Origin of the sequence: Rothia nasimurium (assembly GCF_049068285.1) — a bacterium.
Classification (GTDB): Bacteria; Actinomycetota; Actinomycetes; order Actinomycetales; family Micrococcaceae; genus Rothia; species Rothia nasimurium_I.
Map to the genome: position 1 here is coordinate 63,180 of NZ_JBLKPV010000012.1, position 11,899 is coordinate 75,078.

10 protein-coding genes are annotated in these 11,899 nt (G+C 60.1%); 5 read left to right on the plus strand and 5 right to left on the minus strand.

All coding sequences use genetic code 11. The annotated features are described in order from the left end of the window. Positions 1 to 4 precede the first annotated feature (4 nt). Positions 5 to 520, plus strand: coding sequence for an asparaginase (locus tag ACMXX3_RS10395; RefSeq protein ID WP_421084635.1), 516 nt, complete (start codon positions 5 to 7; stop codon positions 518 to 520). A gap of 91 nt (positions 521 to 611) precedes the next feature. Here ACMXX3_RS10395 and ACMXX3_RS10400 read toward each other — a convergent pair whose 3' ends face one another. Then, a complete protein-coding gene (locus ACMXX3_RS10400) occupies positions 612 to 1,265 on the minus strand; it encodes a potassium channel family protein (protein ID WP_421084636.1) in 654 nt (217 codons plus the stop codon). Further along, on the minus strand, positions 1,256 to 1,948 hold the full coding sequence (locus tag ACMXX3_RS10405; RefSeq protein WP_421084637.1) for a potassium channel family protein: 693 nt from the start codon (positions 1,946 to 1,948) through the stop codon (positions 1,256 to 1,258). Before ACMXX3_RS10405 ends, ACMXX3_RS10400 begins: the two co-directional genes overlap by 10 nt. Positions 1,949 to 2,135: 187 nt before the next feature. Here ACMXX3_RS10405 and ACMXX3_RS10410 point away from each other — a divergent pair, with 187 nt between their 5' ends. Continuing rightward, complete coding sequence (locus tag ACMXX3_RS10410) at positions 2,136 to 4,085, plus strand: APC family permease (protein WP_421084638.1); 1,950 nt, start codon at positions 2,136 to 2,138, stop codon at positions 4,083 to 4,085. A gap of 36 nt (positions 4,086 to 4,121) precedes the next feature. Beyond that, positions 4,122 to 5,582, plus strand: a complete 1,461-nt coding sequence (locus ACMXX3_RS10415) for a class I SAM-dependent RNA methyltransferase (RefSeq protein WP_421084639.1) — start codon at positions 4,122 to 4,124, stop codon at positions 5,580 to 5,582. Positions 5,583 to 5,667: 85 nt separating this feature from the next. Here the strand turns inward: ACMXX3_RS10415 and ACMXX3_RS10420 are convergent, their stop codons facing one another. The 3 genes from ACMXX3_RS10420 to ACMXX3_RS10430 all read right to left on the minus strand — a co-directional run bounded on the left by ACMXX3_RS10420 (position 5,668) and on the right by ACMXX3_RS10430 (position 7,981). Next, entirely contained in the window at positions 5,668 to 6,489 is an 822-nt protein-coding gene (locus ACMXX3_RS10420) for a dihydrodipicolinate synthase family protein (protein ID WP_421084640.1), read from the minus strand. A gap of 530 nt (positions 6,490 to 7,019) precedes the next feature. After that, positions 7,020 to 7,574 (minus strand): hypothetical protein, encoded by a 555-nt coding sequence (locus ACMXX3_RS10425; protein ID WP_421084641.1) that lies wholly within the window; start codon positions 7,572 to 7,574, stop codon positions 7,020 to 7,022. Positions 7,575 to 7,783: 209 nt separating this feature from the next. Further along, positions 7,784 to 7,981: a DUF7455 domain-containing protein gene (locus ACMXX3_RS10430; protein WP_421084642.1), complete on the minus strand. Its 198-nt coding sequence runs from the start codon at positions 7,979 to 7,981 to the stop codon at positions 7,784 to 7,786. A gap of 223 nt (positions 7,982 to 8,204) precedes the next feature. Here ACMXX3_RS10430 and ACMXX3_RS10435 point away from each other — a divergent pair, with 223 nt between their 5' ends. Continuing rightward, positions 8,205 to 10,298, plus strand: coding sequence for a DNA gyrase/topoisomerase IV subunit B (locus ACMXX3_RS10435; RefSeq protein ID WP_421084643.1), 2,094 nt, complete (start codon positions 8,205 to 8,207; stop codon positions 10,296 to 10,298). A gap of 140 nt (positions 10,299 to 10,438) precedes the next feature. After that, entirely contained in the window at positions 10,439 to 11,455 is a 1,017-nt protein-coding gene (locus ACMXX3_RS10440) for a malate dehydrogenase (protein WP_421084644.1), read from the plus strand. Positions 11,456 to 11,899: the final 444 nt, after the last annotated feature.

Below are 11,899 nucleotides of genomic sequence, written 5' to 3' on the forward strand. Positions count from 1 at the left end.
GACCGTGGACAGCTTAGGCGGTAGTGAGAAGATTACCCGGCTTGAAACCTACCCTGAACGGTTCCGGGCCCGGGTCGCCGGGAGGGTCGCCAAGATAACTATGGCCCAGGCCGGTGCCAACCCCAGGTTTGAAGTAACCCTCTTAGTGGAACGCTCCAAGCCCCTGCCACCTGCAAAAACCCACCCCATGACAGGCATGCCTATTGCAGAAACCGGGGAAGACCTCGACGACACGACCGACGTCAGTACCACCGAAGAAACCAGAACTGGTGAAATTGCCGTCCTCGACGCTGAGACCGGTTTTACCACCAGATTCAGTGGACAGCAGGTTGCCCCCCGGGTGCTCTACCCCGACTACCCGCCGCTGAAACCTGGAACCCGGCTCAAACTCTACTGGCTGGGCCAAAGGCAAGTACCCGGTATCGAAGCGGGGGGCTACTTGCGGGTCTCCGGTATGCTCAGCACCCGCGAAAATACGCCCGTGATCTACAATCCTCGCTACGAAATAGTGCAGGCCTAATAGACCAGGCACCACATCTACGAAACTGGGGCCCACTGTGAAAGACACAGTGGGCCCCGGCTGTCTGAGCGGTCAAGAAAAACTCAGCGCTCTAGCTGAAGAGGTCGCGGATATCATCCTCACCGGTTGGGGTTGTGATAAAGAAGAGTTCGTCCCCACCTTCAATCACATCGTCGGGGGTGGGGGTGATGGGCATACCGTCGCGCAAAATAGCGGTGAGGGTGGTTTCATAGGGCCACTGCACCTGGCTAATGCTATAGCCAATAATGGGGTGGTCAGCTGGCACAGTGTATTCGGCAATGGTAGCGGCCCCGGTTTTCAGGGTCATCAGACGCACCACATCCCCAACCTCAACTGCCTCCTCGACCAGGGAGGTCATCAGGCGGGGAGTAGACACGGCAACGTCCACCCCCCAGGCGTCGTCAAAGAGCCACTCATTCTTGGGATTATTCACCCGGGCGACGGTTCGCGGAACCCCGAATTCGCTGCGGGCCAGCAGGCTGACAACCAGGTTAGTCTTATCGTCCCCGGAAGCTGCTACGACCACGTCCGCGTTTTCAGGCTTAGCCTGCCGCAAGACGGACAGCTCGCAGGCATCACCAATCACCCAGGTCGCCTTTTGAATCTCGGACCGGGAAATCGCCTCGGGCTTCACATCGATAATGGTGACCTTGTGGCCGTGGGAGAGCAGTTCCCGGGCGCTCGATGAGCCGACGGAGCCAGCCCCAATGACGATTACTTCCATTCCAGGTCTCCCTCGGTAAGGCGGGCAGGGGCGGTGCCCAGAATCCGGGCAATGTCATTGATGTCTTCTGTCCGCATCATGGCATGGACGGTATCGCCCTGCTGGTAGGAGGTATCAAGGGTAGGCAACATCCCCTCACCAAACCGGGTGATGTAGGCAATGCGCACCCCGGCTGCCTCCTCAATTTCCCGAAGGGCGTGCCCAGCCCAATCGTTATGGAGCTGAAGTTCCCCCAGCATGAGCCGGCCAGAGGCCTCGCGGAAATCCCCGGCCATTGCCTGCTCGGGAAGGATCCGGCGGAGCACCTGGTCAGTTGACCAGCGGACGGCCGCCACGGTGGGAATACCGAGACGCTGGTAGAACTCAGCGCGGTTGGGGTCATAAATTCGGGCCACAACATGCTGAACCCCAAAGGTTTCACGGGCAACACGGGAGGCAATAATGTTGGAATTATCGCCGGAGGATACAGCGGCAAAAGCATAGGCATGGTCAATTCCGGCCCGCTTGAGGGTGTCACGGTCAAAGCCGACACCGGTGACTTTCTTGCCCGCAAAGTCCTTGCGAAGTCGGCGGAAGGAACGGTCGTCCTGGTCAATGACGGCCACCGAATGACCGGCGTCCTCAAGGGTGTGGGCCAGCATGACGCCCACTCGACCAGCGCCCATAATCACGAAATGGGGCAAGGGGGTACCTCTTCCGTCCGAGAAACAGTGTGTGCGCCCCAGCCGGGGCACCCCCTAGTCTACGCCCCCCCACCTTCACCTCGCACGCCCCTAGCAAGTGCAGGATTAAGGGGGTGAAAGAACTGGCGTCAAAATGTGGTGTGTACCAGCTGGGTAAACCCCCTCAAAGCGACTACCGTTAGACCCTGTGAAGAAGTTGAAGGCAGCGGCCGCCCGGGTCATCCTGGGCGCACCCATAGATAGCAGGAACGCCAAGCGCGGCAACCTGCCCAAGCGCCGCGCCCTGCCCCTCTTTGGGGCCGACGGAATATCGTCCGTAGCCTACGCACCGGATGAAATTATTCTGACCCTGCTGATCGCCGGCCACGGGGCCCTAGCCTACTCGCCCCTGGTGGGCCTGGTGATTGCCGTGGTGCTGCTGATTGTCGTGGGCGCCTACCGCTATAACATCAACCATGTGGGGGAGCAGGGCGACTTTGCCCTGGTGTACAAGCACCTAGGGCCAGGGGCTGCCGTTCTTCTGGGGGCGGCCCTCATGGTGGACTTCATGCTGACTGTCGCCGTGTCGCTTTCATCAGCCACCCAATATCTTGAGTCCATCACCCCGGTTCTGCTGGGCCACCAGCGGCTATTGGCCTGCATCATGATTGCTGGGGTCACCCTCATGTGCCTGCGGGGCCTGAAATTCATGTTCAGGTTCTCGCACATTCCTACCTATGTTTTTTTGGTTTTGTTAGCTGGCGTCGTCGTCTTCGGTTTGCTTGCGGACGCCACCGGCCAGCTAGGGCAGGCCCCCTCAGCCGGGTACACGGTTGAGGTGCCCCAGGCCAAGCAAGACATGCTGACAACCCAGCTGGGGGTGGGCCTCATGCTGGTGCGGGCCTTTGCCTCCGGCTCAGTTGCCATGACGGGCGTCAACACCATCTCCAACGCCGTCAAGGCCTTTGCCCCGCCCCGCCAACGCAACGCTGCAGTAAGTCTTATGGTCGTCGGTGGCCTATCAGCCCTCTCCCTGCTCGGAACCCTCTACCTGGCCCGCCAAGCAGGGGTAGTATTCGTCCTTGACCTCTCAACCCTGCGAGTAAATAACCAGCCGGTGAGCGAGGACTTCCACCAGGTGCCCGTCCTCCTCCAAATCACCGATGCCGTCTTCACCACCCACCTAGCCACCGTCCTCATGGGCGCTGCAACCATAGCCGTCCTCGTTATTGCAGCCATGACAGCCTTCACCGGCTTTCCCATGCTTGCAACCACTATCGCAGCCCGCCAATACCTTCCGGTTCATCTGTCCGCCCGCTCCTCGGCCTCCCTCTACGCCAACGGTGTGCTCGCCCTCGGCCTAGCAGCCATGGGCCTGGTGGCTATCGTCGGACCGGACGTCCACACCCTCATCCAGATGTATATCGTCGGTGTCTTCACGGCTATGACCCTGACCCAATACGCCGTCCTGAGAAACCGCTGGCGGGCCCAACGAATCACCCTCAAAACCGCAGACCGCCGCAAACTCTGGCGAGATATAGCTATCACCGCCGTCGGAGTTGCTGCAACAGCCACCGGACTTGCCGTCATCCTGGCCACCAAATTCACCCATGGCGCCTGGGTCACCACCGCCCTCATCCTGCTTCTTACCTGGATCATGACCAAAACCAACAAGCACTACACCCGTATCGACCAGCAACTGGCCCTCTCCACCAACCCCGACGAACTCGCCGCAGACCGCGCCCTACCCTCCCGCGTCCAAGCTATCGTCTATGTTGAGCGAATCCGCAAACCCATGCTGAGGGCCCTCGCCTACGCCCGCGCCTCCCGGCCCTCAACCCTCGAAGCCATTGCCGTCAATATCGACGCCGCCCGCACCCAGGACACTATCGATACCTGGAACTCGCTCGAACTGCCCATAGACCTCACCGTCCTCGACGCCCCCTACCGGGACCCGGCCGCAGCCCTGCTTGACTACATCAGACACCGCCGCCAAAAATCCCCCCGCGATGTCCTGGTGGTCTACCTCCCTGAATACGTGGTGCCCCACTGGTGGCAGGCAATCTTCCACCGCCGCACCGTCCACAAACTCAAAGCAGCCCTCCGCCACGAACCCGGTGTCGTCGTCGCCTCCGTACCCTGGCAAATCACCCGATAAACTAAAACCCCAGCCACCGTGAGAACTGAGAACCCCATGCCAGAGACCCCCCAGCCAGCTGAACCCACTATCGGTGACCTCCTCGACATCACCCCCGAACGCCCCGCCCACGGTGGTGCCCTGGTCGCCCGGGCAGGGGAGCGGGTCATCTTCGTCCGCCACGGCGTCGTGGGGGAACGGGCCACCGCCCGCATTACCGGCCGCGGACCCAAGGGCCGCTTCTTCTTTGCAGATGTCGTCTCAGTTGATACCCCCTCACCAAATCGCCGCCCCCACCCCTGGGCACCTGCGGACGCGCTCGCGTCCGCCCAGCCCCTCGGCGGTATGGAATACGGCCACCTGGACCTAGCAACCCAGCGGGCCTATAAGCAGCAGATTGTGACTGAACAGCTGGTACGCCTGGGCGGGGTGCCCGCTGACCATCCGTTACTGGCTAACCTGCCGCTCCATGCCCTGCCCGGCGATGAGCAGGGCCTGCACTGGCGCACCCGCGTGCATTTTGCGGTGGAGCGCGAAAGCCAGCAGATTGCCATGTTCCCGCACTCTAGCTCGGTGCCTGTACCCGTTGCGGGTTTCCCCCTGGCCGATGAGCGCATTGAGGCCCTAGAGCTGCACCAGCTCAAACTAGCCGGTATTACCCGGGTTGATGTGGCAGTCTCTGCCACCGATATGGTGGCCGTGGTCTTTACCGTATCCGCCCGCACCACCCCTGCGGCGGTTGCCGAGGATATCGAGGCCCAGGCCCGGGCTCTCTGGGGGCCGCTGGAAGAACGCATGATCACCCTGGTCTTCACCCCCGAGAAAAAGGGCGGACGCCGCCGCGGCACCAAACCCGCCGACATCATCGCCGGGGCCGCCACCCCCAACCTGCTGGAGACAGCCACCGTCTATACCCAGGACTTCTACTGGAACGTGGGCGCCACCGGCTTCTGGCAGATCCACCGGGCCGCCCCCGAGGTACTGGGTAACGCTGTGCTTGAAGCCGCCCGCCTGACAGCGGGCATGACGGTCTACGACCTCTACGCCGGTGCCGGCTTCTTCACCGCGCTCGCGGCGGACGCCGTGGGGGACAGGGGCACGGTTTTGTCGGTTGAGGGATCCCCGGTGACTAGCCGCAATGCCTCCGAGAACTTTGGTGACGAGGGCCCCTCCCGCACCCACAGATCTGAGCGGACGCACGTGCGCGTCGAACGAGGGGACGTCGGCAAGGTGCTTGAGCAGGTTTCTGCAGAAGTCTCTGCCGGGCGCTTTGCCGCCCCGGACGTCGTCATCTGCGACCCCTCGCGGGAGGGCGCAGGCCGGGCAGTGATGGAACAGGTTTCTGCCCTGGCCCCCCAGCGGATTGTCTATGTGGCCTGCGACCCGGCTGCCCTGGGCCGCGACACCGGCTACCTGCGGGCAGCAGGCTGGCGGCTGGAGTCGGTTGAAGCGTTTGATATGTACCCCAACACCCACCACGTCGAAGCGGTGGCAGTGTTTAGCCGGTACGGGGTATAGGGGCTCCCAGAAAAGACCGTTTAAATCAGAAAAACCCACCTAGTTCGTGGGTTTTTCTGATTTAGGTGGTACCTACTGGCGGGGGTTAGCTATCTGCACCGAGCGGGAGACGGCAGGAGCCAAGGCTATGGCCTGCGACCAACGGCAATTCTGCTTTGAGGCGGGGAAGAACCTGGTGGCTGTACAGCTCTGTAAGTTGGGTGTGTAAATGTTCTGGGCAGGGGCTATCTGACTGCAAGAGAAGAGCCTCGAACCAGGTCTTGACTTCTTGCGGGTAGAGGTTGCCACCAATAGATGAGAGCCTGGAACACCCAGCTTGTATGCGGTCGGAGAGACCAACCTCGCCCCCTGCATAGAGAGGAAGGTGGGGCAGTATCTCGCTGATTGTCTTTATCTGTGTTGGGTCAGCAGCTTCTTTAATCCCTGCCAGGTTGGGCAGGTCCGATAACTTTTCGAGGGTCTCAGGGGCCAGATTGAAGCCGGTTCGGGCTGGGTTGTTGTAGAGCACGATTGGTTTGCTGGTATGGTCTGCAACTTCGCGGACGTAGTAGGTAGCTTCATTTTGGCTGGGGCGTATATAGGGTGGGAAGCCCAAGACAATGCCCGTTATATGTGCTGCCTCTTGGAGTTCTTTGACCAGCTGCGTGGTGTCTCTGAGGCGGACACTAGCTGCCCCAAAGAGAAGTTCGAACCCTTGAGGCGTTGTTAGATCACCTAATGCGGCAAGGAGTTCCAGTTTTTCAGCAGGAGAAAGACTGTGCTGCTCGCCGGTACTCCCGCAGACCATCACAGAGTTTATATCTTTGCTGATGAGCCACCCTATGTGTTTCAGGGTTGCTGCTGTATCGAGAGCTTCATCGGCGGCAAAGGCTGTGGGGACGGCGACATGAAAGGCTTCTTTAAGCATGGGAGTATCCTTGGCGAGGGTCTGTGAGTCTAGGTACTGAAGGCTGTCTGCATTGACCAAAGGCAACCAGCGGGCGTATCTAGACGCTAGGTCCTGATTGAAATAGTTGTAAAAACTATTCACTCACCATCACATCAGAAAAGACCATTTAAATCAGAAAAACCCACCTAGTTCGTGGGTTTTTCTGATGTAGATGGTACCTACCCCGTCGGGAAGTCGGGGCTAGGGGCTCCAGCGGGTTACGTCGACAACGGCTACCAGGTTGAGGAGTAAATAAAGGCTCGGCAGGGACAGCACCCCTAGGATCGAAAGCCAAAAATAGAGCGGGTAGAAAATGCCGAAAGTCCGGGGGTAGCGGACGCCGTGCGCGTAGGCCCCTGCGCACAGCCACAACCACAGGGCTAAGGGCTGTCCCACACCCCATAGGAGGAGCAGGCTGACTGGATAAACCCAGGTCGCGAAAAGCCCAGGCGCTTTCAGGAGGAAAACAGGCGCCCCATCTGGGCCTGTACCTCTGCCTGGGGCTGAGCCTAGCTGGTGTGGCATGAGAGGCTCCCCTCTGCCTGACCGTCAGCGGTGAGAGAGTAGACGACGCACCGTTCAACAGCGAAGTTAGGCCAGGCCAGAGTGTTTTCAATAGTCCTAGCTACAAGCATTGTTGATTCAGGAACAGGTTGCAGGGCATAGCTACCCTGGTAGAGGCTGTTGACGGGCAGACGAGAACGTAGGTTGGGGCTCTCGTAGACAGTTTCTGTAATGTCACCCTGGTAGACGATACCGCCGTCCTGAGCGCACCAGGCAACCCCGAATTTGTGGGCTATGAGTTCAGTGCCGAAGAGGTTTTTCTCGGCAACGCGGGTGTATACGGCCCAGCAGATGGCTTGCGAGTAGCCAGGGACTGAGGATATGCGAGTGATGGTGAGATCCTCATGGCTGATGTCTGCTGAATCGCTCTGACTGGCGAAGGCGCCCGCAACACTTAAGGAAGCAAATACGGTGATGATGAGACTGACGAAAAACGCGGCTCCCGTGATGATGGCAGGGCGGTTGCTTTGGCGGTAGTTGCGGCTTACGTCTATCGGCATAGGCTCCCTTTCACTGAACTTGTGCTCTAGGCTACATGTTTACTGGTGATTTATCTAGGTATTTGCTACAAGATGTGCCTGGGGAGCTGCATCGCCCCCGTCCTGACCTGCCTTCGCCAGAAAAGACCAGAAAATCAGAAAAACCCACCTAGTTCGTGGGTTTTTCTGCTTTAGGTGGTACCTACCCCTGTGGGGTGGGGTGGTAACTGTTAGCTGAGGCGGTCGGTCTGGTCGTCCCACTCCACAGCTATAGCCCGCAGGGCCTCCTCTTTGGCCCGAGCGTGGTGGCCGCAGAAAAGCAGGTCCAAACCTGACTCCATTACCACACGCACATAGGCCTGGGCGCCGCAGGCATCGCACCGGTCAGCAGCTGTCAGTTCGCGGCGAGTCTCAAGAGTTGTACTCACGATAGGCTCCTTTCAAAAGCTTTCTTCCTCACCCTCCATACAACCACCGACCAGGCCGCCCCGCACGTCCTTTCGCCCACAGCGCTAAACCCCAGGCGTTAGCCCAAACCGACGCCGGGCGTCCGCACCGCCACAGCTCAGGCACAGTAGCGGCAAGCCCCGCCAACCCGAACACATGTACTAGACTAGATAGGCGTCCCGTCCATACCTGCAGGAGAGTTTCGTGGCAGCAAACAACTACACCGCCCGCAACCTATCGGTGCTCGAAGGCCTCGAAGCCGTGCGCAAACGCCCCGGCATGTATATTGGCTCCACCGACTCGCGCGGCCTCATGCACTGCCTCTGGGAAATCATCGACAACTCGGTCGACGAAGCCCTGGCAGGGTTCGGCCAGTCCATCCAGGTCATTCTCTATAAGGACGGCTCGGTTGAGGTGCAGGACGACGGCCGCGGTGTGCCCACCGACATTGAGCCCCGCACCGGCCTCTCTGGCGTTGAGGTGGTCTACACCAAGCTGCACGCCGGCGGTAAGTTTGGCGGTGGCTCCTACAACGCTTCGGGCGGTCTGCACGGTGTGGGCGCCTCGGTTGTGAACGCCCTGTCCTCCCGCCTGGACGTGCAGGTAGACCGCGGCGGCAAAACCTACCAGATGAGCTTCCGCCACGGTGTTCCCGGCATCTTCGATGACGCCCGAACCCCCAAGCCCGATGCCCCCTTCACCGCCTCCTCGGACGCCCTGCAGGTGGTTGGTAAGGCCAAGCGCGGGGTTACCGGCACCCGCGTGCGTTACTGGGCTGACCCCATGATTTTCACCCCGGACGCCCGGTTCAGCTACGAGAACCTGGCAGCCCGAGCCCGCCAGACTGCCTTCCTCATACCAGGCCTGCGCATTGCCGTGCGCGACGAACGCCGCCTACCCGGCACCCCCGGCGAATTCGAGACTGTTGAAGAGATCTTCCAGCACGACGGCGGCATCTCCGAGTTCGTGGACTACCTGGCCCACGACCAGGCCGTAACCGACATCTGGCGATTCACCGGCACCGATACCTTCACCGAGACCGTCCCTGTGCTCGATGCTGAAGGCCACTCCCAGCTCACAGAAGTTGAGCGCGAGTGCGAGGTGGATATTGCCCTGCGCTGGGGTACCGGCTACGAAACCAAACTGCGTACCTTCGTCAATATCATTTCCACCCCCAAGGGCGGTACCCACCAGACCGGCTTTGAACAGGGCCTGCTCAAGACCTTCCGCAAGCACATTGCCGATAACGCGCGAAAATTCAAGGCGGGCACCGACAAGATTGAAAAGGACGACGTGCTGGCAGGGCTCACTGCCGTGCTCACTGTGCGCCTGGCTGAGCCCCAGTTTGAGGGCCAAACCAAGGAAATTCTGGGTACCCCGGCGGTGCGGCAGATTGTCTCTAAGGTGGTTGCCAAGCAGCTAGCTGCCAAGCTGACCTCCACTGCCCGGGGGGATAAGACCCAGGCGGCGGCCGTATCTGAGAAGGTTGTTGCCGAGATGAAGTCGCGTATCTCAGCGCGAGTTCACAAGGAAACCCAGCGCCGTAAGAACGCCCTGGAAACCTCCTCCATGCCCACCAAACTGGTGGACTGCCGGTCCACCGACGTTGAGAAGTCTGAACTCTTTATTGTGGAGGGCGACTCGGCACTCGGAACAGCCCGCCTAGCGCGGTCTTCGACTTACCAGGCCCTTTTGCCCATTCGCGGCAAGATTCTGAACGTGCAGAAGGCCTCCCTGACCGACATGCTGGCTAACGCCGAGTGTGCTGCCATTATTCAGGTCATTGGGGCTGGCTCTGGCCGCACCTTCGATCTAGAGCAGAAGCGCTACAACAAGATCATCATGATGACGGACGCTGACGTGGACGGCGCCCACATCCGCACCCTGCTGCTGACCCTCTTCTACCGCTACATGCGGCCGCTGGTAGAAGCCGGCCACGTCTATGCCGCTGTGCCGCCCCTGCACCGGGTCGAGGTGGTCAACCGGGGTAAGGCCAACGAGATGGTCTACACCTATTCTGAGAAAGAGCTGCACGAGCTGCTTGACCAGCTGGAGGCTGAGGGTAAGAGCTATAAGGAGCCGATTCAGCGGTACAAGGGTCTGGGTGAGATGGATGCCGACCAGCTGGCCGAAACCACCATGGATCCCCGCCACCGTATGCTGCGCCGGGTTCGGGTTGAGGACGCTGAGGCCGCCGAGAGGGCCTTTACCCTCTTGATGGGGTCGGAGGTTGCCCCGCGTAAAGACTTCATTATCAACGGGGCCCGCCGCCTGGACCACACGGCGATTGACGCCTAGTCGGGGTAAGGACGACGGCGCGGCAGGGGAGCAGAGCCGGTCAGGTTAGCTGGTGGCCCAACCCCTGCTGCTGTAAAAATCTGCCGGCAACTGCTGGGTCTGCCGCCTAGCTGATGGGGTACAGGAGTAAACTGTTGTGTATGACACATGCAATGAAGCAACCTGTTACTGTGACCGTGACCGGCGCCGCCGGGCAGATTGGCTACGCCTCCCTTTTCCGCATTGCTGCAGGTGAAATGCTGGGGCCGGATACCCCCGTCCGTCTGCGTCTGCTGGAAATCCCTGCTGGCCTGAAAGCTGCTGAGGGCACCGCCCTGGAGCTGACTGACTGCGCCTTCCCCCTGCTGGAGTCTGTTGAGATGACGGACGACCCGGCGGTTGGGTTTGAGGGGGCAAATATTGCCCTGCTGATTGGCTCCCGTCCTCGCACCAAGGGGATGGAGCGGGCTGACCTGCTTGAGGCCAACGGGGGTATTTTCTCGGTGCAGGGCCGGGCTATTAATGATCATGCGGCTGATGATGTGAAGGTCGCTGTGGTGGGCAACCCTGCCAATACCAATGCCTTGATTGCGGCTTCTCATGCCCCCGATGTTCCCCTGGAGCGTTTTACGGCCCTGACCCGGCTGGATCACCACCGGGCTGTTGGCCAGCTGGCCCAGGCTACCGGGGCGTCGGTTTCTGAGATTGAAGGCCTGGCGATTTGGGGTAACCATTCAGCCAGCCAGTACCCCGATGTTTTCCATGCGACGGTGGGCGGACGCCCGGCCTGGGAGGTTTTGGCGGAGAAGGGTTTGGGCCAGGAGTGGCTTGAACAGACTTTCATTCCGACCGTTGCTAACCGGGGTGCTGAGATTATTGCGGTGCGCGGGGGATCCTCGGTTGCCTCCGCAGCCCATGCCGCTCTCTGCCATGTCAGGGATTGGGTGCTGGGAACGGGGGAGCGGGCCACCTCTATGGCGGTTCCCTCTGATGGTTCCTACGGGGTACCCGAGGGGCTGATTTCGTCCTTCCCGGTGGTCTGCTCCGGCGGGGACTACGAGATTGTCCAGGGCCTGAAACATGACGCTTTTGCCCGTGAACGCATTGACCGCTCCGTGGCTGAGCTGGTAGAAGAACGCCAGGCTGTGGAAAGCCTTGGCCTGTTGGGTAAGAGGTAGGGAAAAACTTTCTTGGCGTCAAGCCCCAAACAGAACTAATGTGACGTACATCAACTCATATTGAGGTTCCTGGGGGCAAGGCCCCCACTTCTAGAAAGGAGAAGGCAATGAAGCCTTCAAAGATGAGTGTTCTATGTGCGATGATTGCATATCGTTCATGTTTGCTGGTTCCTGTAGTAAATAAGGAGCCCTAGATAATATGAGGCTTATTCAAAAGTAGACACGCACCCCACACCCACCAACTAGACAACGGCCCCACCCGCGGCAAAAATATGAGCGTTAAATCTCTACAAATAACCTCAAGCCATACCGGACAAGACCGTTGCTACACCAGCCTACAACCGGCCTCACAGCCACGCAATTCGCCACACTACACACAGCCCTCACCCATCACCTCACCTGGTCAAAACCAGGCGGAAGACCACCAGCGCTAACCCTCACCCA

Coding starts and splice junctions, on each gene's coding strand:
- ACMXX3_RS10425 (WP_421084641.1), bottom strand. CDS start 7,574: ATGCCGATAGACGTAAGCCGCAACTACCGCCAAAGCAACCGCCCTGCC.
- ACMXX3_RS10400 (WP_421084636.1), bottom strand. CDS start 1,265: ATGGAAGTAATCGTCATTGGGGCTGGCTCCGTCGGCTCATCGAGCGCC.
- ACMXX3_RS10440 (WP_421084644.1), top strand. CDS start 10,439: ATGACACATGCAATGAAGCAACCTGTTACTGTGACCGTGACCGGCGCC.
- ACMXX3_RS10420 (WP_421084640.1), bottom strand. CDS start 6,489: ATGCTTAAAGAAGCCTTTCATGTCGCCGTCCCCACAGCCTTTGCCGCC.
- ACMXX3_RS10415 (WP_421084639.1), top strand. CDS start 4,122: ATGCCAGAGACCCCCCAGCCAGCTGAACCCACTATCGGTGACCTCCTC.